This window comes from Megasphaera sp. DISK 18 (assembly GCF_001682955.1).
GTDB lineage: Bacteria > Bacillota > Negativicutes > Veillonellales > Megasphaeraceae > Megasphaera > Megasphaera massiliensis.
The window spans coordinates 71082-92530 of record NZ_LUGJ01000005.1 but is presented as its reverse complement, the minus strand read 5'-3'; the positions used below and the strand labels follow the sequence as shown (position 1 = coordinate 92530).

Genomic DNA, 21449 nt, shown 5'->3' with positions numbered 1-21449 from the left:
CTAAAGGGGAGCATATCAGTCTTTTCTGACAGGGCTTTTTTTGCGTTTGGGAGATGGGGGAGAGGCCTTTGCGATACTTGCATAAAGCGGCTTTGGGCCGCCGATTGCGATTGACTTGCGTATGTAATCATTGTACAATTAATTGAAGAAACGGAAGCGAATAACTGAGGTCGTTTGTCCGAACGCACGCGTACCGCCTGCCCGATGAAAGGGGAGTACTGCGGCGTTTTTTTCTTAATCGACCTGTATATTATTAGGAGGCTATGCGTTCATGAGGCATGATCTACGCGACGTCTGTATGCAGATACGGCGGGATACCGTGCGGTCTATTTACCGTGCCGGGTCGGGCCACCCGGGCAGCTCCTTGTCGGCTGTCGAAATTATGGCCACGCTCTATTTTACCGATATATTTACGTGTTTTCCCGACAGGCCTCATGCGCCGGAACGGGATCGTTTCGTCTTATCGAAGGGCCATGCGGCGCCGGCTTTTTACAGCACCCTGGCCCATAAGGGCTATTTCCCCTTGGAATGGCTCGATACGCTGCGGACCGTAGGAAGTCCCCTTCAGGGCCATCCTAACCTGCAGAAGCTCCCCTGTCTCGACTGTGCCGTCGGTTCTTTGGGGCAAGGCCTGTCCATTGCCAACGGCATGGCTTTGGGCTTGAAGCGAAAGGGGCAGACGCAGCAGGTATTCTGCCTCATCGGCGACGGTGAGCAGCAGGAGGGCCAGATCTGGGAAGCGGCGGCCTTTGCCGGCCAGCACCATTTGGACAACGTCTGTCTCATCGTCGACTGCAACGGCTTGCAGCTCGTCGATTCCATGGCCGGCATCAAGGATATGGAGCCCATGGATGCCAAGTGGGACAGCTTCGGCTGGCATGTTCTGCGCGTCGACGGCCACGATACGGACGCCCTCTATGATGCCTACGGGGAGGCCAAGACCCGCACGGATAAGCCGACGGTCATCCTGGCCAAGACGGTCAAGGGCAAGGGCGTTTCTTATATGGAAAACCAGGCCGAATGGCACGGGGCTGCGCCCGATGAAGCCCAGTACGAGCAGGCTATGAAAGAATTGGAGGTGCGGTCATGAACCGAGTACCGATGCGTGACGGCTATGGCAAGGCCCTCTTAGAATTATGCCGCCTTCACGATGACGTCATGGTCCTCGACGCCGACGTGGCCAAGTCGACGCGGACCGAATGGATTCGCAAGGAATTCCCGGATAAATACATCAATGTCGGCATTTCGGAACAAGATCTCGTCGGCACGGCTGCCGGCCTGTCTTTGACGGGCTTCGTCCCCTTTGTGTCGACGTACGGCGTCTTTTTGACCGGCCGCGGCTGGGGGCAGATCCGCAATACGGTCTGCTACAATAAATTAAACGTCAAGCTCGGCGGCGCTCACGCCGGCATTTCTGTCGGTCCCGACGGGGCGACCCATCAGGCTCTCGAAGATATCGCCCTCATGCGGACCATTCCCAACATGACGGTCATTACGCCCTGCGACTGGTGGGAAACGTACAAGGCGACACTGGCTGTCTATGATATTCAGGGGCCGTCGTACGTCCGCTTCGGCCGCAATCCGGCACCGGTCATTACGTCGGAAGACACGCCTTTTGACCTCTATAAGGCGGCTGTTTTCCGCGACGGAACCGATGTGACCCTCTTTGCCAACGGCCTCATGGTCCATGAAGCCTTGGTGGCGGCAGAAGCCCTTGAAAAGGAAGGGATTTCGGCCCGCGTCGTAAACGTCCGCATCGTAAAACCCCTCGACGTCGATACAATCTGCACCTGTGCGGCTGAAACGGGGGCGGCCGTCGTCTGTGAGGAACATCAGGTCATGGGAGGCCTCGGCGGTGCTATCTGCGAAGCCTTGGCCCAGCATCATCCCATTCCCGTCGAACTGGTAGGCATCCAAGACCGCTTCGGCGAATCGGGGAAGCCCGATGATTTATTGAAGGCCTATCATTTATCGGCCGAAGACGTCATCGCCGCTGCCCGCAAGGTTATGAAAAGAAAATAATGACGAAGCTGCTCATCCTGTATGAATCGGAAGAGCAGCTTGTTTCATATCCGGCATACATAAAGGGGTGTCATGCTAAGTTTGTATAACATTTTGAAAAGCATGCAAAATCGGTAATTGATTATCTCTTTTGGACTAACTGATGTATAATAGGTATAACATCTTTTTGGAGGCGAGTTATTTTGTACACGAAAGCGTTGTTGACAGACCTGTATCAGTTGACGATGATGCAGGGCTTATTTTTTGAAGGCAAGCACGAGCAGCAGTGCGTGTTTGACCGCTATTATCGGAATAATCCTTTTAAAGGAGGCTATACGGTCGTCGCCGGCTTGGAACACCTCATCGACTATGTGGAAAACATCCACTTCAGCGACGATGATCTGACGTACTTGAAGAGCACCGGCTTTTTCCGTCAGGAATTCCTCGACTATTTGAAGGAACTGCGCTTTACCGGCGATATTTATGCCATGCCCGAAGGCACCGTCGCCTTTCCGCAGGAAGTCCTCCTTCGCGTCCAGACCAAGAAGGACGAAGCCTTGCTCTTGGAAACGTGCATGTCCATGATCATGAACCATGAAAGCCTCATTGCCACGAAAGCTCGCCGCGTTCGGACTGTTGCCGGCAATGACAATCTCATGGAATTCGGTCTGCGCCGCGCTCAGGGCAAATCGGCCGGTGTCTACGGCGCTCGTTCGGCTATGATCGGCGGTTTCAACGGGACCAGCAACGTCCTGGCCGGGGCGAAATTCGGCATGCCTGTCTTAGGGACGATGGCCCACAGCTGGATCATGAGCTTCTCGTCGGAACTGGAAGCCTTCCGCCGCTATGCCGAACAGTATCCCAACAACCTCATTCTGTTGGCCGATACGTATAATACCTTGAAGCAAGGCGTTCCCGACGCCATTACGATCTTCAAGGAAATGAAGGCTGCCGGTACCTTGCCTAAAGTCTACGGTATCCGCCTCGACAGCGGCGACTTGGCTTATCTTTCGAAGGAAGCCCATAAGATGTTTGCCGCTGCCGGTTTCCCTGACGCCGTCATCGCGGCCTCGAACGACCTCGATGAAAACCTTATTTTTGAATTAAAGGGCCAGGGCTGCGCCATCAATTCCTGGGGCGTCGGCACCAACCTCATTACGGCCAAGGACAGCCCGTCTTTGGGCGGCGTCTTCAAGCTCGTCGGCCAGTACGACGACGGTAAGTTCGTACCGAAGATCAAGATGAGCGACAATGCCGAAAAGATTTCCAATCCGGGCCTCAAGAACGTCCTTCGCGTCTATGACAAGAAGACGGGCAAGATGAAGGCCGACATCATCATCCTCGAAGGGGAAAGCATCGATGAATCGAAGGATCTGCTCTTAAAGAGCGACAAGGCTCCCTGGCGTTTCCGGACGATTCCGGCCGGGACCTACCGCGTTCAGGAAATGCTCATCCCTATCTTTAAAAAGGGTGAATTAGTCTATAAAAAACCGAATCTCAAGGACATCATGACCTATGCCGATGAACAGATTCAGACCTTGTGGCCTGAATACCTGCGCTTGGTCAATCCGGAAGAAATGTGGGTTCAGCGCAGCAGCAAGCTGTCGGCCCTGCGGGATGCCGTGCTCAAGGAAGAATCGGCTCATTTCTTCTAAGCCGGCCATTGAGGGGACGATGGCCGAACAGGGAGGCTCTTTCTGCTTTCCTTTCCGCGGCGGCTCTTTGGGGCCCTCTCGGGAAGAGGGGAGAAGGTGCCTTTTCTGCACTATTGTATAAGGGGGAATCCTTATGGTTTCAACAGATACGCGCAAGAAATATGAAAAACTGCAAGATATATTAAAGTCGCTGGGCAGTGTCGTCGTCGGCTTTTCCGGCGGCGTGGACAGTACTTTTTTGACCTATGCCGCCCATGAAGCGCTGGGTGATAAGGTCCTGGCCATTACGGCCGTATCGGCCACCCTTCCGGGGAGTGAAGCTGCCGATGCCAAGGCCATGGCGGAATTCATTGGCGTCGAACACCGCTTGGTCAATTCGACGGAGTTCGACGATCCGACGTTTGTGGAAAATCCGCCGGAACGCTGCTATTACTGTAAGAAGATCCGTTTCACGGCCTTGGTGAACCTGGCCAGGTCCGAAGGCTATCAGTGGGTCATCGACGGCGGCAATGTCGACGATCTCGGCGATTACCGGCCGGGGATGAAGGCCCTTAAAGAGCTGTCCGATTCGGTCCGCAGTCCCATGATCGAAGCGGGCTTAGACAAGGCCGATATCCGGGCCCTATCGAAGGAATTCGGTCTCCAGACCTGGAATAAGCAGAGTGCCGCTTGTTTGGCCAGCCGCGTTCCTTACGGCGTCCGCCTGACGCCGCATCTCCTGGCTCAGATCGATGCCGCCGAAGCCGCTGTGGCCCCTTACGTTCAAGGGGCGCTGCGGGTCCGCTATCACGGCGACGTAGCCCGTATCGAAGTGGGCTTAGACGAGATCCCGTCGGTGCTGGCCCATCGCCAGGAAATCGTCCGGGCCATTAAGGATACGGGGTTCTCCTACGTTACCCTCGACCTCGGCGGCTATGAAATGGGAAGTCTCAATGATGTCATCGATACCGATGAGGAAGTAAAGTGATATGGCTGTTACCAAGAAAGTAAAAGATGAAATGCTCCAGCGTTTCCAGGACCAGTACGGCATCATGAAGCCGGCCCTGCACTACAATTCGCCCTTTGAACTGATGATTGCCGTCATCTTGTCGGCTCAGTGCACGGACGAACGGGTCAATATCGTGACGGCCGGTCTCTTCCCGGAATATAATACGGCAGAAAAGATGCTGTCCCTCGGCCTCGACGGCCTCGAAGAAAAGATTCGCACCTGCGGCCTTTATCACAGCAAGGCCAAGAATATTCTGGCCAACTGCGCCATCCTCTGCGAAGACTATGGCGGCGAAGTACCGCAGACCTTTGACGAATTGGTGAAACTGCCCGGCGTCGGCCGCAAGACGGCGAACGTCCTGGTCAGTGTCTTGTTCGACATCCCGGCCATTGCCGTCGATACCCATGTCTTTCGCGTATCCAATCGGCTTCAGCTGGCCAAGGGCAAGACGCCCCTTGAAGTCGAAAAGGGGCTGCAGAAGGCCATTCCCAAGGAATGGTGGAGCCGGGCCCATCATTGGCTCATCTGGCACGGACGACGGGTCTGCAAGGCCCGAAAGCCCTTGTGCGACGAATGCTTCCTCTCTGATTTATGCCCGGGAAGTCAAAATAAGTCGCCGAAGAAGTGATTTTGTTAAAAAGTTATTGACAAACAGCGAAAAGTTTTATAAAATACTACCAATACATACAAAATTTCATACCGCAATATCCAGAGCAGCTGAGGGATGGGCCCGATGACGCTGCGGCAACCTGCCAATGGTAAGGTGCCAATTCCTACAGGCTATTCCTGAAAGATATGATGTGAATTGAGGCGCAGCTTGAGGGCAGCGCCTCTTTTTTGTATGATGCACTTATTCTTTATGATGGGGTTAGGGGGACTTTTGTTATGAATGATTCCAGCAGACAGTCGATTCGGAAACGGGATGTCATCATCCTGGGCTTTGCTTTTTTTGCCACCTATTTCGGGGCCGGCAATCTTATTTTTCCGCCGCACTTGGGGCTCAACAGCGGCAGTGATTTCTTGTCGGGCCTGGCCGGTTTGACCTTGTCGGGGATTTTCCTGCCTATTTTTACGCTCATCGTCATCGGCCTCAACGGCGACGTCCATACGATTACGGACAAGGTCGGAAAATATACGTACCGGATTTTATTGGCGGCTTTGATGCTGGTCTGTACCTTCGTGTCCATTCCGCGGACGGCAGCGACGGCCATCCAGCTCGGTGTACAGGGGAATTTTCCGGCAGCGCCCATGATTCCTTTAGTCGTCCTTTATTTCCTGCTCTGCTATTTCTTCGTCGCCGACCCGCATAACGTCATGGACCGCATGGGCAAGTATTTGACGCCGGCCTTGGCCTTCATTTTGGTGGCCATCGCCATTGCCGGGATTTTCTTCCCCTTGGGGACGCCGGCGGAACCTGCTGCAGACAATCCCTTCGTCAATGCCTTCCTCGGCGGCTACAATACGGGCGACGTCCTGGTCAGCTTCATCATGGCTGCCGTCTTCCTCAGCTCCATTCGCGGCAAGGGCTATACGGGCGTCGGCCAGCGCAATAAGGTCCTCATCTACTGCGGTATCGTCTCCTTCGTCCTGCTGCTCATCATCTACGGCAGCCTGCTCTACATGGGAGCCAGCGTCAGTTCCTATTATCCTCAGTCCATCGGCCGGGCTGAGCTCTTGGTAGCCATCATCCACCGCATCGGCTCTTGGGTCATGATTCCCATGGGCATCGCCGTCGTCTTGGCCTGCCTGACGACAGCCATCGGTCAGATTGCGGCCGTTGCGGAATTCACCAGCACGACTTCCGGCAGCCGTGTCAGTTATAAACAGGCGGCCGTCGCCTGCTCGATTCTCTCGGCCCTGACGGCCTTCCTCGGTGTCGACGGCATCGTCACCTACATCGGCTGGATTTTCGGCGTCGCTTATCCGCCGTGCCTGGCCTTATTGGTCTTAGGCATCGTCGGTCCCTTGCTGCCCAATCAGTGGGCCTATAAGGGTTCGGTCTACTTGGTCACGGTCTTCGCCTGCTTGGAATCCCTGCCGGGCCTTAGCAGTCTGGCCGTTGCCAAAGCCATCGTCGCTGCCGTTCCCTTGTCGGCCTACGGCTTCGGCTGGATCGTTCCCTTTGTCGTCGGCCTTGTCGGCGGGTCTGTTCTGGGGCATTTCGCGTCGGAATCGGAGTCCTTGGAAGTCGAGGCAAAATAATGGTAAAGGCATTGTACTTAAATTTTTCAGAGTACGATGCCTTTTTTGTTGCACAATAGAGAATTTCTATCTATAATGGTAGCATAAATCAGCACAAAGGAGGTTTTTTCATGGACTTAAAAAAATTGTATATCGATGGCCAGTGGGTAGCTCCCTTATCCGGCCAATACATCGACGTTGAAAATCCGGCGACGAAGGAAGTTTTCACGACCGTTGCCGCTGCCGGTGAACAGGATGTCGCCGCTGCCTCAGCTGCTGCAGCCAAGGCCTTTCCTGCGTGGGCGGCAAGGCCGATGGAAGAACGAATTGATTTTATGAGAAAATTGCTTAAAGAGCTCATTCAATTTGAACCGCAGATGGTCGATGCCACCGTCAAGGAATTGGGCATCCCCGTTTCCTTCGTTAAGACCAACCACATCGCCTACCAGTTCGTACGGACCCAGTCCTATATCGACTTGGCCCCGGACCTGCCCTTAGTCGAAAAACTGCCCCAGTCCGTCGTCTACCGCCGTCCCTTAGGGGTCATCGGCTGCATTACGCCGTGGAACTATCCTTTGGGCCAGGTTATCCAGAAAGTCATCCCGGCTATTTTAGTCGGCGCCACCGTCGTCTTGAAGCCCAGCCAGTCTACGCCGGTAACAGCTTATTATTTGGCCGAAGCCTTTGATCGGGCCGGCTTCCCGAAGGGCGTCTTCAACTTCATCCCCGGCCGCAGCGGTGAAATCGGCAACGCTATCTGCGACGATCCCAATATCGCCATGATATCCTTTACGGGGTCGACCAAAGCCGGTATCAAGGTCTCCCAGCGGGCCTTGGCTTCTATGAAGCGCATCAGCATGGAACTGGGCGGCAAATCACCCTTTATCATCCTGCCCGGGGCCGACTATGAAAAGGCCGTCCGCATGTGCTTCAATTCGCTCCTGCTCAACAGCGGCCAGACCTGCACGGCTCTGTCGCGGCTGATCATTCCCAAGGAAGCGAAAAAAGAAATCGAAGACATCATCCTCAAGGTCCTGCCGGAATATAAGGTCGGCGACCCGACCTTGGAAACGACGAAAGTCGGCGCTGTCGCTTCGGCAGAACAGTGGAAGATTGTCGATTCGTACATTGCCAAAGGCATCGAAGAAGGGGCGACGGTCCTGGCCGGCGGCCGTCCGGAAGCGCCTGAAAAGGGGTACTTCATCAATCCGACGGTCTTCACCGATGTGACCAACGACATGACCATCGCTCAGGAAGAAATCTTCGGGCCCGTCCTCTGCGTCCTCACTTATGACAGTGTCGACCAGGCCCTTACTATTGCCAACGATACCAAGTACGGCCTCAACGGTGCCGTCTGGGGTCCCGATAAGGAAGAAGCGACGAAGGTTGCCGAAGGCATCTTGTCGGGCAACGTCTACGTCAACGGCAGCCCGCGCGACGTCACAGCGCCTTTTGGCGGCTTTAAGGACAGCGGTCTCGGCCGTGAAGGCGGCAAAGACGGGATGCTCGAATTTACAGAACCGCAAGCTATTTTTAACGCATAAACTATTGTAGAGGAGTTTTTTGACATGAATTTTGATGAACAAGCCATGAAGATCCGCCGAGGCAAACAGGGGATTCTTGAAACCTTCCCTCGGGCCGTCTTACAGACCAACGACGATTTGAGTGTACTCTACACGCCGGGCGTTGCCCAGCCGTGCCGGGAAATCACCAAAGATCCGGATCTGTCCTTTGACCTGACCTGCCGGGGAAATATGATTGCCGTCGTATCCGACGGGACCCGCGTCCTCGGTTTGGGCGACATCGGCCCGGAAGCGGCCATGCCGGTCATGGAAGGGAAATCCATCCTGTTCAAGGTATTCGGCGGCGTCAATGCCGTTCCCATCTGCCTGGACACGAAGGATCCGAAGGAGTTCATCGAAACGGTCAAACGCCTGCAGCCCTCTTTTGCCGGCATCAACTTGGAAGACATTTCTTCGCCGAAATGCTATGACATCGAAGAAACGCTGAAGCGCGAAATGGACATCCCCGTCTTCCACGACGACCAGCACGGTACGGCCATCGCCGCCTTAGCCGGCGTCATCGGAGCCCTGCGCTTCGTCAAAAAGGACCTCAAGACGGCCCGCATCGTCATCAACGGTGCCGGGGCTGCCGGGGCTTCCATCGGCCGCCTCTTGGTCCGGGCCGGTGCCGAAGACGTCACCATGGTCGACCGTCCGGGCATCCTCTATGCCGGCATGGAAGGCCTCAATCCCGTCCAGGCTGCGTTGGCAGACGTGACCAATAAGGGCCGTAAGCAGGGGACCTTGGCCGATGCCGTCAAGGGTGCCGACCTCCTCCTCGGTGTTTCGGCACCGCATATTTTCACGAAAGAGCTCATCGAATCCATGGCTTCCGACGCCGTCGTCTTTGCCATGGCCAACCCCATTCCCGAAACGGACTACGCCTCGGCCAAAGAAGCCGGTGCCAAAGTCGTCGGTACGGGTCGGTCCGATGCGCCCAACCAGATCAATAACGTCATGGTATTCCCGGGCATCTTCCGCGGGGCCATGGCCGTCCGGGCCCGCAGCATCAACGAGGATATGAAACTGGCCGCAGCCTATGCCATCGCCTCCTTAGTTTCGGACGACGAACTGGCTGAAGACCACGTCATTCCCAATGCCTTTGACGAACGGGTAGCTCCGGCCGTCGCTGCAGCCGTTGCCAAAGCGGCCATGGACAGCGGCGTCGCCCGCATTACTCGCGATCCCGAAGACATCCGCCGGGAAGCGGCCGAAACGATTGCCAAGTTACGCGCCGTGTCGGAATCGGTCAATGGCCACTAACGTTATGATGATCATGAGCCGTCTTTTGAGACCTTTGTCTTGAAGGGCGGCTTTTGTTTGTCTTTGGCAGAACGACATTGCATACCGGCCTGATTTCTATTGTCATGACAGTAGTATTGTCAAAAATCGGTCAATAGGGTATAATTGGTGTAAATAAAAATTGTCGTCAGCCTTAGGGACTGGCGGTTTGAACGGGACTTGTCCAAAGGGCGGTCCCGTTTCCCTGAAAGGATGGAAACCTGTGTATATTGAAGATGAGATCGCTGCCCTGAAAAAAGAAAAAGAGGCCATTATCCTCGCTCACTATTACGTGCCCGATGAGGTACAGGCCTATGCTGACTACGTCGGCGACTCCTTTGGTCTGGCCAAAAAGGCCGTTGAAACGGATGCTAAAATCATCGTCTTTGCCGGCGTCGATTTTATGGGTGAGAGCGCCAAGATGCTCAATCCCAAAAAGAAGGTCCTCATGCCCGACCGGACGGCGTCCTGTCCCATGGCCCACATGGCCGATACGGCGACCATTGAAAAGGCCCGCGCCGAGTATGACGACTTGGCCGTCGTCTGTTACGTCAATTCGACGGCAGCCGTAAAAGCTGCGTCCGACGTCTGCGTCACGTCGTCCAATGCCGTTAAGATCGTCAAGAAGCTGCCCCAGAAGAATATTTTCTTTACGCCGGATAAAAATCTGGGACACTACGTTTCGACCCAGGTGCCGGATAAGCATTTTATCCTCAATCAGGGCTTTTGTCCCCGTCACGATACGGTCGATCCGGACTACGTAAAGAAGGTGCAGGCCGCTCATCCCCGGGCCCTGTTCCTGGCCCATCCCGAATGCCGCAAGGAAGTCCTGGCCCTGGCCGATTACGTCGGCAGCACGTCGGGCATCATCGACTATGCCGGTTCGTCGGACGCCAAGGAATTCATCATCGGAACCGAAGGCGGCGTCTTTTATGAGCTGGAAACGCGGAATCCCGATAAGGTATTTTATCCGGCCATGGAAGATGCGTACTGCATCAATATGAAGAAGGTCACCCTGGAAAAGGTCCGTGACTGCCTGCGCGATGAAACGAACGAAGTCTTTGTCGATGCCAAGATGGCAGGGAAGGCCGTTCAGGCTTTGGAACGGATGCTGGATTTAGCCAAATAGAAGAAGGTAGATGTCATGGAAACAGAAAAAACAGATGTTGTCATCGTCGGCACCGGTGCCAGCGGTCTCTTTGCCGCCCTCCACGTACCGCGCGATAAGAAAGTGCTCATGATTACGAAGGATGACGTGGAAAACAGCGATTCTTTCCTGGCTCAGGGGGGAATCTGCGTCCTTCACGATGAAAACGATTACGACAGCTTCATGGAAGATACGTTGAAAGCCGGCCATTACGAAAACCGCCGCGAATCGGTGGATATCATGATTCGCTCGTCGCGGCGCATCATCGATGAACTCGTCGGCTACGGCGTCGACTTTGCCCGAAAGGCCGACGGCTCTTTCGACTATACCCGCGAAGGCTGTCACTCCCGGCCGCGGATCCTCTTTCATAAGGATATTACGGGCAAGGAAATCACCAGCCGCCTCTTGGCCGCCGTTCGGGAGCTGCCCAATGTGACTATCTGCGACTACACGACCATGGTCGACATCCTTACTGACGGCAATACCTGTCTCGGTATTCTGGCCCGCGAAAAGGACGGAGCCTACCGGGCCATTGAAGCCGGCAACACGATCTTGGCCAGCGGCGGCATCGGCGGCCTCTACGACCATTCGACGAATTTCCCCCATCTTACGGGCGACGCCTTGGCCATTGCCATGCGCCACGGCATTGCTTTGGAAAACATCGATTACGTCCAGATCCATCCGACGTCCCTCTATTCGTCCCGTCCGGGCCGGAGTTTCCTCATTTCCGAATCGGTCCGCGGCGAAGGGGCTAAATTGCGCGGGAAAGACGGAAAGCGCTTTGCCAATGAAGTCCTGCCCCGCGATTTGATGACCGCTGCCATCCGCAAACAGATGGAAAAGGACCAACGGCCCTTCGTCTGGTTGGATATGACCGGACTGGGAACGGACGTCATAAAGGGCCATTTCCCCAATATTTATGAACGCTGCCTGGAAGACGGCATCGATGCCACCGTCGACTGGGTCCCGGTCACGCCGGCCCAGCACTACTTCATGGGCGGTATCCACGTCGACGGCCACAGTCGGACGACGATGGACCACCTCTATGCCGTCGGTGAAACGAGCTGCAACGGCGTTCACGGCCGCAACCGCCTGGCCAGCAATTCCCTCTTGGAAAGCCTGGTTTTCGGCAAACGGGCGGCCTTGGATCTGGCTGAAAAGGGCGACAGTCACGGCGATTTCAGCCTGGCCTGCGCTCAGGCTTCGGACTACGTCAGCCGTCATGAAGGGGGCCTGGCCGAAGTGTATCGCAAGAGCATCTTAGGGGAAATGGAAAGGGAGAAAAAGAGTCATGAACAACGTAACCATGAAATTGCAGGCTGATCCTTTGATTTTACAGGCCCTGCAGGAAGATATTACCGGTGAGGACGTGACGACCAACGCCATTTTGCCCGAAGACAGCCGGGGACAGGCGGAACTCTTGGCCAAAGCCGACGGTGTCATTGCCGGCCTTGCCGTTTTCGCCCGGGCCTTTACCCTCTTGGATGAAGGCGTAGAAGTCCGGTTTACCGTAAAAGACGGTGATACCGTCCGCAAGGGGCAGAAACTGGCTGACGTGACCGGCAGCATGCGGTCCATCTTGTCGGCCGAACGGGTCGGCCTCAACTATTTGCAGCGCATGAGCGGCATCGCTACGTATACTCGGCAGATTGCAGAACTTTTAAAAGGCAGTAAGATCAGGCTGGTCGATACGCGCAAGACGACGCCCAATATGCGGGTCTTTGAAAAGTATGCCGTCACCGTCGGCGGCGGGGGAAACCACCGCTATAACTTGTCCGACGGCGTCCTCTTGAAGGACAATCACATCGGTGCTGCCGGCGGCGTCAAGAGAGCCATTGCTATGGCTAAGGCCTATGCGCCCTTCGTCCGCAAGATCGAAGTCGAAACGGAAAACCTGGACATGGTCCGCGAAGCCGTTGAAGCCGGGGCCGATATCATCATGCTGGACAACATGAGCCACGACATGATGAAGGAAGCCGTAGCTATCATCGACGGCCGGGCCGAAACGGAATGCTCGGGCAACGTCACCAGGGAAAATATTGCAGCCCTGATCGATATCGGCGTCGATTATATTTCCAGCGGAGCCCTGACCCATTCGGCACCCATCCTCGATTTATCCTTGAAGAATCTGCATCCCTTATAAGTCGTAAATCCTTTCTTTTTAGGACTGAAGGGATGAGAAAAAATAATAGAACACCTGTTTGACAAAAGGCCTCTTGATTTCTATACTAGTAAATAACAGTGTAGAAAGAAAGAGGCTTATTTCATATGAATATAAAAGAAGACAATTGGAGTTCCTTACTGCTCGACTGGTTCGATGCCCATGGGAGGGACCTGCCCTGGCGCGATGAATCGCCGCGCGATCCCTACAAGGTCTGGGTGTCGGAAATCATGCTGCAGCAGACCAAGGTCGAAACGGTCCGTCCCTATTACGACAGCTGGATGGAACGGTTCCCCAATATAAAGAGCCTGGCGGCGGCGTCACAGGACGATGTGCTGCGTCAGTGGCAGGGCCTCGGTTACTATTCTCGGGCCCGCAATCTTCATGAAGCCGTTCAGGAAGTACAGGCAAAATATGGCGGCCGCGTACCGGATACGAAGAAGGAAGTACGGGCTTTGAAAGGCGTTGGTGACTATACTGCCGGCGCTATTTTAAGCTTAGCCTACGGGAAGAAGGAAGCCGCCGTCGACGGCAACGTCCTGCGGATTTTTGCCCGTCTCTACGATATTGAAGAAAACGTTTTGACGACGGCCGTCAAGAAAAAGGTGGCCGCCCTGGTCGAAGAACAGATGCCCGAAGATCGCCCCGGCGCCTTCAATGAAGCCCTCATGGACTTGGGCGCCACCATCTGCATTCCCAAGCATCCCCGCTGTGAAGACTGCCCCTTAAAGGCCATCTGCCTGGCCCGTGCTGCAGGGAAGGAAGGCGACCTGCCCATTCGCCAGGTCAAGAAGAAGGCGCCCGTCGAAAAGATCACCGTCGTCGTCCCTTGTCACGGGACGAAGTGGCTCGTCCATCGCCGCCCGCCCAAGGGCCTTCTGGCTTCTATGTGGGAGTTTCCCAATGCGCCGGGAACGGGACAGGACGGAATCGACGCCGTCCGTCGGATGCTGGCCGAAAAGGGACTCCATGTTTCCGTCGACGCCAGTCCGGCCGGGACCTTGAAGAGTATTTTTTCGCATAAAGTCTGGCAGCTGACCGTTTATGAAGGCGAGCTGACAGATGGAAACATCAAAGAAGAGGAGGATTGGCAGTGGATTGACCGCAGTGACTACGATGCCCTGCCTTGGGCCGGTCCCCACGGTAAGATCACAGCCATGGTATAAGCCATGAAGGGAACTTTTTTCATTACGTTCATGATTTTTACGTCCTGCGTCTGCGTCCTGGCGTCCTTCTTATGGGACTACACCTTCCGCTCAGGCCACCGCAAGGCCTTGATCTTGGGGACGCTGGGGCTGACCCTGGTGTCCGTTGCCGCCTTCAGCCACTATGAAGAGGCCTTCCCCGGCCTGATTCTGTCCGGTTGGGACGGACTCTATGACGGCCGAAGCATGGCGGCCCTGGTTTGGCTCTTGGCCTTTTTTCTGGCCTTGCCCTGCCTCATCGTCGTCGCCCTGGCTGCGGCGGTCCACCGTTTTTGGCACCGCAAGGAGAAACCGGTCCCTCAGGGGATGACCCGACGGACCTTCATCAAGGGCCTGGCCGCCCTCATTCCGGCGGCGGCCTTTGCCACCAGCGGTGCCGGCAATGTCCTCGGTGAAAGCGATTTGGATACGACGCACCACGTCTTAAGGTATAAAAATTTGCCGGACTACCTCGACGGCTATAAAATCGGTCAGCTCTCGGACCTGCATATGGGACTCTTCTTCAGTCCCGAGCGCCTTCAGGAATCGATCGATGCCGTTGCCGCACAGGGCGTCAACCGGCTGGAAATTACGGGCGATCTCATCGATGAGATCGTCCTTCTGCCCAAGGCCCGGGATATTATCAATGCCAATGCCGACCGGTTTCCTGACGGCATCGATTTTTGCTACGGCAATCATGAATATTACCGCAATTTTTCGGCCATTACGGCCATGCTCGAAGATACGCCGGTCCGCATCCTGCGCAATGCTTCCTTTGAAGCCAGCCCCGGCTACGGAAGGGGCCTGAAGGGGAGGAGGGGCAGCGACAGCCGGCCCTTCTACATTGCCGGTACGGACTACAGTTTTGCCCAAGGGGAAGAAGCCTTTGCCGAACAGCGGCAGGACTACGTCCGCCAGACCTTGGACGGCGTGCCGGAAGATGCCTTCGTCGTCATGTTGGCCCACCATTCGGCCTTTATCGACGAAGCTTTTGAACGCAATATTCCCCTGACCCTCTGCGGTCATACCCACGGCGCTCAGTTTGCCCCCATCGGCCCCTTGGTTACGGCTGTGGGCTTTAAATACCTGCGCGGCATGTTCCGCAAGGGGGAAAGCCGGGGTTACGTCAACCGCGGTACCGGCCACTGGCTGCCTTTCCGCGTCCTTTGTTCCCGCGAAGCCAGTGTCTTTGAATTACGAAAACAAGCGTAGAGGATGATATAGATTATGATGATCAACGCAGCAGTGCTCCATATTTTTGATTTCAATACCAACGTCTGCATCGTGTCCCAGAAGGCCCTCGACTTCAGCAGCGACGTCGTCTATGAATACGTCAATAAACGACTGAGCCGGATCCTCGGCGATGCGTCCCAGCAGACGGGCGTCTTCTATGCGACCAGTGCCTTTCAGCCCAAGCTCCAAGCTGTCATCGACGGCAGCCTGACCTTTGACGAACTGGCGGCGGACACGGCCCGCGAACTCTATCAGCTCGTGGCTCACTGCGACGAACCGGAGTCGACGGACCTCTTGGTCATCGACTTTCAGGATGACGACGACGTCCGCAATCTGGCCATCCTCATGCTGGACAATAAGACGGCCTATACCCATCAGATCCTCGACGACGAGGGGACGGTCTACAACAAGCTCATCAAGCACTACGCCATCCTGCCCGGTATGGCTCAGAAGGCCGAAGCCTATGCTCTCATCCGCCTCAGTGACTTTTCCATCCACTTCGTCGACAAGAAGCGCAAGATGGATGGGGAAGACGTCTACCTCCTGCCGGACCGCCTGCTCCAGTGCACGTCGGTCATTTCCAGTAAGGAAGCCGTCAAGGTCGTCAGCAAGATCGCGGAAAAAGTGGCTGAAGATCACGGTGCCAGCACGGTCGAAGCCTTGTCCAAGGCCAAGACCTATTTAGTGGAAAACGCCGAAAATGCCGATTCCTTCTCGCCCCAGGACATGGGGACGGAGGTCTTCGGCAGTTCGCCGGCCATGGCTCAGGAGTTTCAGCAGCAAGTGGCCGAAGCCAAACTGCCTGACGTCGTGGCCATTGAAAAGGAATACGCCCAGAAGGCCGGCCGCAGCCATAAGATCAAGACTGATACGGGCATTGAAATCACCTTCCCGTCCGAATATATCGAAAACACCGATTTTATCCGCTTCATCAACAATCCCGACGGCACCTTGTCCATCGAGTTGAAGAACATCGGAAAGATCGTCAATAAATAGTTATTTTGTCCGCAGCCGACAGCTGCAGCGAGGTGGCCCTTATGGATATGTCTCATTACAATAAAGATTACGATACGTCCCATCCTTTCCGCGTCGTCGCCCCTTATGAACCGATGGGGGACCAGCCCGAAGCCATTGAATCCCTGGCCGAAGGCATCGAGTCCGGCCAATGGGCCCAGGTCCTCCTCGGCGCCACGGGGACCGGCAAGACTTTTACTATGGCCAAGCTCATCGAAAAGGTCCAGAAGCCGACGCTGGTCATCGCCCACAACAAGACCTTGGCAGCCCAGCTGTGCAGCGAATTCAAGGCCTTTTTCCCGGATAACGAAGTCGGCTATTTCGTCAGTTATTACGATTTTTATCAGCCTGAAGCCTACATCGCTTCGACCGATACGTATATCGAAAAGGATGCGTCCATCAACGATGAAATCGATAAACTGCGCCACTCGGCGACGATGAGCCTCTTTGAACGGCGGGACGTCATCATCGTCGCTTCCGTGTCCTGCATCTACGGCCTCGGTGACCCCGAAGACTACAGCGAACTCGTCGTCTCTTTGCGCCTGGGCCAGGAAAAGACGCAGGAAGAAATCTTGAGGAAGCTGGTCGACATCCAGTACAACCGCAACGATATGAACCTCGATCGCGGGACCTTCCGCGTCCACGGCGATACGATCGAAGTCTTTCCGGCGGCCTTCGACAAGTCGATCATCCGCATCGAAATGTTCGGCGATGAAATCGACCGCCTGACCGAAGTCGACGTCCTGACCGGTGAAGTCATTGCCGAGCGCAAGCACGTCGCCATCTACCCGGCCAGCCATTACGTCACGACTAAGAGCAAGATGGAACGGGCCTTGGGGACCATTCGCCAGGAACTGGACGAACGATTGAAAGTACTGAAAGACGGGGAACACCTGTTGGAAGCCCAGCGCCTGGAACAGCGGACGCGGTACGACATGGAAATGATGGAAGAAATGGGCTACTGCTCGGGCATTGAAAACTATTCCCGCCACTTGGCCGGCCGTAAAGCAGGGCAGGCGCCGTACACCCTCCTCGATTATTTCCCTGACGACTTCATGATCCTCGTCGACGAATCCCACGTCACCCTGCCCCAATTGCGGGCCATGTACGCCGGTGACCGGTCGCGGAAGGAAAGCCTCATCGAATACGGCTTCCGCCTGCCGTCGGCCCTCGATAACCGACCCTTGAAGTTCGATGAATTTGTCGAACGCATCAACCAGATCGTCTACGTCAGCGCCACGCCCGGGCCCTATGAAATGGATGTCGAAACGAATATGGCCCAGCAGATCATCCGCCCGACGGGCCTCCTCGATCCCAAGGTCGAAGTCCGTCCCATCGAGGGCCAGATGGATGACCTCTTAGGGGAAATCCGCAAGCGGACCGACAAGGACGAACGGGTCCTGGTGACGACCTTGACCAAGAAGATGGCCGAAGATTTGACGGACTATCTGAAGGAAATGGGCGTCCGCGTCCGCTACCTCCATTCGGATATCGCTACCATCGAGCGAGCTGAGATCATCCGCGACCTCCGCGTCGGCGAATTCGACGTCCTGGTCGGCATCAACCTCCTCCGCGAAGGCCTGGACATGCCGGAAGTGTCTCTCGTCGCCATCCTCGACGCCGATAAAGAAGGCTTCCTCCGTTCCGACACGTCCCTCATCCAGACCATGGGCCGGGCGGCGCGAAACGTCGGCGGGACGGTCATCATGTATGCCGATAAGATTACCGATTCCATGGCCCGCGCCATGGATGAAACCCAGCGCCGCCGGGAAATTCAGGATACTTATAATAAACAGCACCACATTACGCCGAAATCGGTCAAGAAAGATGTCGTCAACCTCATCGAATTGACGAAAGTTTCCGAAGAGGATTCCAACTACGGCAGCAAACGAGGCGGCAAGGGCAAGGCCATGACCCGCGAAGCCCTGAACAAGGTCATTAAGACCATGACCCTTCAGATGAAGGAAGCGTCGAAGCGGCTGGAATTTGAAAAGGCCGCCGAACTGCGCGACCGCTTAGGGCAGCTGCGCCAACAGTTGGCCGATATGAGCCACGACGACACCTTGCCGAAAGAAATGGAAGGCCAGGACATGCCCAGCCGCCGCTACCAACGAAAGATCAAGCGGCCCGATGCCAAGAAGAAGCGCTGAGCCGCCATGGCTTGGAGATAGAGGAAGGAGTTTATTTTGCAAGATAAATATATCGTCATCAAAGGTGCCCGCCAGCACAATTTAAAAAATATCGACGTCAAGATCCCGAGAGACAAACTGGTTGTCTTTACGGGCCTGTCCGGATCGGGCAAGTCGTCCCTGGCTTTCGATACTATCTATGCCGAAGGCCAGCGGCGCTACGTCGAATCTCTGTCGGCCTATGCCCGCCAATTCTTGGGCCAGATGGATAAGCCCGACGTCGACTACATCGAAGGCCTGTCGCCGGCCATTTCCATCGACCAGAAGACGACCAGCCGCAATCCCCGGTCGACGGTCGGCACGGTCACCGAAATCTACGACTACCTGCGCCTGCTTTATGCCCGTGTGGGCGACGCTTTCTGCCCGCACTGCGGCAAGCCCATTCGCCAGCAGACCATCGAGCAGATGGCCGATGCCGTCATGGCCCTCGGCGAAGGGGAGAAGGTCATGGTCATGGGCCCTGTCGTCGACGGCCGCAAGGGGACCCATCAAAAGCTCCTGGCCCGACTGATTAAGGACGGTTATACCCGGGTCCGCGTCGACGGCGAAGTCTATCTCTTGTCCGACGACATCCCCTTGGATAAGAATAAGAAGCATACCATCGACGTCATCGTCGACCGCTTGGTCATTAAAGACAGCATCGTCATGCGTCTCACCGACTCTTTGGAAACGGCGGCCAAACTGGCCGACGGCATCGTCCACATCTTCCGCATGGCCACGAAAGAGGTGCTGACCTTCAGCCAGCACTTTGCCTGCCCGGACTGCCATATCAGCCTGCCGGAAATCGAGCCCCATCTCTTTTCCTTCAACAGCCCCTTCGGCGCCTGCCCGGACTGCTCGGGTATCGGCAGTACGATGGAAGTCGATGCACACCTGGTCTTGCCGGACAAGAAGAAGTCCTTTGCCGACGGGGCCATTGCCGCCCTCAGCAGCAATCCCGATTCGTGGTTCATGCGTCAGCTCGGCGGCCTCTTGAAGCCCCACGGCTTTACCTTGGATAATGGTTACGACGACTTGCCGAAAGACCTTCAGGATCAATTGATGAACGGCTCTGACGAAAACTGCGTCTTTGAATATGAAAACCTGCGGGGCGAAGTGAAGACCTTTTCCATGCCATTTGAAGGCGTCCTGCCCATGGTCCGCCGCCGCTACCGCGAAGCCTCTTCCGATATGATGCGCGACCAGTTCGCCCAGTTCATGACGGTTAAGCCCTGCTCGACGTGTCACGGCACGCGGCTCCGTCACGAAGCCCTGGCCATTAAGATTGGCGGCCTCAACATTGCCGAACTGACCGATTTGCCCATCCGCGACATGATTCCCTTCTTTAACAATCTGAAACTGACGGAAAAGCAGCAGCTCATCGGCCAGCAGGTCTTTAAGGAAATCAAGGCTCGCCTGGCCTTTCTCCAGACCGTCGGCCTCGATTACCTGACCCTGTCGCGGACGGCAGGGACCCTATCCGGCGGCGAAGCCCAGCGTATCCGCCTGGCCACTCAGATCGGATCGGGCCTGGTCGGCGTCCTCTACATCCTCGATGAACCGTCTATCGGCCTTCATCAAAGGGATAATGACCGCCTCCTCGACGCCTTGCGCAACCTCCGCGATTTGGGCAATACCCTCATCGTCGTCGAACACGATGACGATACCATGAGGGCGGCGGACTACATCATCGATATCGGCCCTGAAGCGGGGGAACACGGCGGCACTATCGTCGCTCAGGGGACGGCAGCCGACATCATGGCCTGCCCGAAGTCCCTGACCGGCCAATATTTGAAGGGGACGAAATATATTCCCATCCCGGAAGAACGGCGAAAGGGAAACGGTTCCTTCATCAAAATCATCGGTGCTGCCGAACACAATTTAAAGAACGTCGACGTTTCCATTCCCATCGGGACCCTGACCGTCGTCACCGGCGTTTCCGGATCGGGCAAGTCGACCTTGGTCAATGAAATCCTCTATAAGGCCATGGCCGAAGCCGTCTACGGCACGCCTCACCGGCCGGGGAAATTCAAGGCCCTCGAAGGGGTTGAACACATCGATAAGATCATCAACATCGACCAGTCGCCCATCGGCCGGACGCCGCGGTCCAACCCGGCGACGTATACGGGCGTCTTCGATGCCATCCGCCAGCTCTACAGCCAGACGTCGGAAGCTAAGGTACGGGGCTACAAAGCCGGCCGGTTCAGCTTCAACATCAAGGGCGGCCGCTGTGAAGCCTGCAAGGGCGACGGCATCATCCGCATCGAAATGAACTTCCTGCCCGACGTCTACGTGCCCTGTGAAGTCTGCCACGGTGCCCGTTACAATCGGGAAACGTTGGAAGTAAAATATAAGGGAAAAACCATTTCCGACGTCCTCAACATGACCGTCGACGACGCCTGCACCTTCTTTGAAAACCAGCCGCGCATCGTCAATAAGATGAAGACCCTGCAACAGGTCGGCTTGGGCTATATCCGTTTGGGCCAGCCGGCGACGACTTTGTCCGGCGGCGAAGCCCAGCGGGTCAAGCTGGCGACGGAACTGTCCAAACGCAGTACGGGACGGACCTTGTATATCCTCGACGAACCGACGACGGGCCTCCACGCCGCCGACATCCATAAATTGATGGACGTCCTGCAGATGCTCGTCGACGGCGGCGATACGGTCGTCGTCATCGAACACAACTTAGACGTCATCAAGACGGCGGACTACCTCGTCGACCTCGGCCCGGAAGGCGGCGACGGCGGCGGTACCGTCGTGGCTACGGGGACGCCGGAAGACATCTGCAAGGTGCCGGCATCCTATACGGGTCAGTTCTTGAAGCCCGTCCTGGAAAGGACGAGGGCCTTTATGGAACAGGGAGAAGGGAGGTAA

General features: G+C 55.9%; 16 protein-coding genes and 1 riboswitch. All 16 genes read left to right on the top strand.

Annotation, left to right across the window (positions count from 1 at the left end; all coding sequences use genetic code 11):
• The first annotated feature begins 271 nt into the window (after nt 1-271).
• The 16 genes from A0U42_RS01295 (at nt 272) to uvrA (ending at nt 21449) form a co-directional block, all read left to right on the top strand.
• The gene (locus tag A0U42_RS01295) at nt 272-1090 is read left to right on the top strand and encodes a transketolase (RefSeq protein WP_065359564.1); all 819 of its coding nucleotides are present in this window, start codon (nt 272-274) and stop codon (nt 1088-1090) included.
• On the top strand, nt 1087-2022 hold the full coding sequence (locus A0U42_RS01290; RefSeq protein ID WP_065359563.1) for a transketolase family protein: 936 nt from the start codon (nt 1087-1089) through the stop codon (nt 2020-2022). Before A0U42_RS01295 ends, A0U42_RS01290 begins: the two co-directional genes overlap by 4 nt.
• 182 nt (nt 2023-2204) lie before the next feature.
• Complete coding sequence (locus tag A0U42_RS01285) at nt 2205-3656, top strand: nicotinate phosphoribosyltransferase (protein ID WP_065359562.1); 1452 nt, start codon at nt 2205-2207, stop codon at nt 3654-3656.
• A 133-nt stretch (nt 3657-3789) separates the two neighbouring features.
• The gene (gene larE, locus A0U42_RS01280; RefSeq protein WP_065359561.1) at nt 3790-4623 is read left to right on the top strand and encodes an ATP-dependent sacrificial sulfur transferase LarE; all 834 of its coding nucleotides are present in this window, start codon (nt 3790-3792) and stop codon (nt 4621-4623) included.
• Nucleotide 4624: 1 nt separating this feature from the next.
• The gene (gene nth / locus A0U42_RS01275) at nt 4625-5272 is read left to right on the top strand and encodes an endonuclease III (protein ID WP_065359560.1); all 648 of its coding nucleotides are present in this window, start codon (nt 4625-4627) and stop codon (nt 5270-5272) included.
• 73 nt (nt 5273-5345) lie between these two features.
• Nucleotides 5346-5444, top strand: a riboswitch (SAM riboswitch).
• A gap of 85 nt (nt 5445-5529) precedes the next feature.
• Complete coding sequence (locus A0U42_RS01270; protein WP_065359559.1) at nt 5530-6846, top strand: branched-chain amino acid transport system II carrier protein; 1317 nt, start codon at nt 5530-5532, stop codon at nt 6844-6846.
• A gap of 110 nt (nt 6847-6956) precedes the next feature.
• Nucleotides 6957-8369, top strand: a complete 1413-nt coding sequence (locus A0U42_RS01265) for an aldehyde dehydrogenase family protein (RefSeq protein ID WP_065359558.1) — start codon at nt 6957-6959, stop codon at nt 8367-8369.
• 24 nt (nt 8370-8393) lie between these two features.
• On the top strand, nt 8394-9650 hold the full coding sequence (locus A0U42_RS01260) for an NADP-dependent malic enzyme (RefSeq protein WP_065359557.1): 1257 nt from the start codon (nt 8394-8396) through the stop codon (nt 9648-9650).
• A gap of 241 nt (nt 9651-9891) precedes the next feature.
• A complete protein-coding gene (nadA, locus tag A0U42_RS01255; protein WP_065359556.1) occupies nt 9892-10797 on the top strand; it encodes a quinolinate synthase NadA in 906 nt (301 codons plus the stop codon).
• A 15-nt stretch (nt 10798-10812) separates the two neighbouring features.
• Nucleotides 10813-12138: an L-aspartate oxidase gene (locus A0U42_RS01250; RefSeq protein WP_044503022.1), complete on the top strand. Its 1326-nt coding sequence runs from the start codon at nt 10813-10815 to the stop codon at nt 12136-12138.
• Nucleotides 12107-12958, top strand: a complete 852-nt coding sequence (gene nadC / locus A0U42_RS01245) for a carboxylating nicotinate-nucleotide diphosphorylase (RefSeq protein ID WP_065359555.1) — start codon at nt 12107-12109, stop codon at nt 12956-12958. Before A0U42_RS01250 ends, nadC begins: the two co-directional genes overlap by 32 nt.
• Before the next feature lie 125 nt (nt 12959-13083).
• Nucleotides 13084-14142, top strand: a complete 1059-nt coding sequence (gene mutY / locus A0U42_RS01240) for an A/G-specific adenine glycosylase (RefSeq protein ID WP_065359554.1) — start codon at nt 13084-13086, stop codon at nt 14140-14142.
• A gap of 3 nt (nt 14143-14145) precedes the next feature.
• Nucleotides 14146-15372, top strand: coding sequence for a metallophosphoesterase (locus A0U42_RS01235; RefSeq protein WP_065359553.1), 1227 nt, complete (start codon nt 14146-14148; stop codon nt 15370-15372).
• Nucleotides 15373-15387: 15 nt separating this feature from the next.
• Entirely contained in the window at nt 15388-16389 is a 1002-nt protein-coding gene (locus A0U42_RS01230; protein WP_065359552.1) for a nucleoid-associated protein, read from the top strand.
• 47 nt (nt 16390-16436) lie between these two features.
• Entirely contained in the window at nt 16437-18557 is a 2121-nt protein-coding gene (gene uvrB / locus A0U42_RS01225; protein ID WP_176698828.1) for an excinuclease ABC subunit UvrB, read from the top strand.
• Nucleotides 18558-18593: 36 nt separating this feature from the next.
• The gene (gene uvrA, locus A0U42_RS01220; protein WP_065359550.1) at nt 18594-21449 is read left to right on the top strand and encodes an excinuclease ABC subunit UvrA; all 2856 of its coding nucleotides are present in this window, start codon (nt 18594-18596) and stop codon (nt 21447-21449) included.

What these genes read in the sequence shown, in the direction of transcription:
- A0U42_RS01260 (WP_065359557.1), top strand. Translation starts at nt 8,394, where the DNA reads ATGAATTTTGATGAACAAGCCATGAAGATCCGCCGAGGCAAACAGGGG.
- A0U42_RS01290 (WP_065359563.1), top strand. Translation starts at nt 1,087, where the DNA reads ATGAACCGAGTACCGATGCGTGACGGCTATGGCAAGGCCCTCTTAGAA.
- A0U42_RS01295 (WP_065359564.1), top strand. Translation starts at nt 272, where the DNA reads ATGAGGCATGATCTACGCGACGTCTGTATGCAGATACGGCGGGATACC.
- larE (WP_065359561.1), top strand. Translation starts at nt 3,790, where the DNA reads ATGGTTTCAACAGATACGCGCAAGAAATATGAAAAACTGCAAGATATA.
- A0U42_RS01265 (WP_065359558.1), top strand. Translation starts at nt 6,957, where the DNA reads ATGGACTTAAAAAAATTGTATATCGATGGCCAGTGGGTAGCTCCCTTA.
- mutY (WP_065359554.1), top strand. Translation starts at nt 13,084, where the DNA reads ATGAATATAAAAGAAGACAATTGGAGTTCCTTACTGCTCGACTGGTTC.
- uvrB (WP_176698828.1), top strand. Translation starts at nt 16,437, where the DNA reads ATGTCTCATTACAATAAAGATTACGATACGTCCCATCCTTTCCGCGTC.
- A0U42_RS01230 (WP_065359552.1), top strand. Translation starts at nt 15,388, where the DNA reads ATGATGATCAACGCAGCAGTGCTCCATATTTTTGATTTCAATACCAAC.
- nadC (WP_065359555.1), top strand. Translation starts at nt 12,107, where the DNA reads ATGAACAACGTAACCATGAAATTGCAGGCTGATCCTTTGATTTTACAG.
- A0U42_RS01250 (WP_044503022.1), top strand. Translation starts at nt 10,813, where the DNA reads ATGGAAACAGAAAAAACAGATGTTGTCATCGTCGGCACCGGTGCCAGC.
- A0U42_RS01270 (WP_065359559.1), top strand. Translation starts at nt 5,530, where the DNA reads ATGAATGATTCCAGCAGACAGTCGATTCGGAAACGGGATGTCATCATC.
- nth (WP_065359560.1), top strand. Translation starts at nt 4,625, where the DNA reads ATGGCTGTTACCAAGAAAGTAAAAGATGAAATGCTCCAGCGTTTCCAG.
- A0U42_RS01235 (WP_065359553.1), top strand. Translation starts at nt 14,146, where the DNA reads ATGAAGGGAACTTTTTTCATTACGTTCATGATTTTTACGTCCTGCGTC.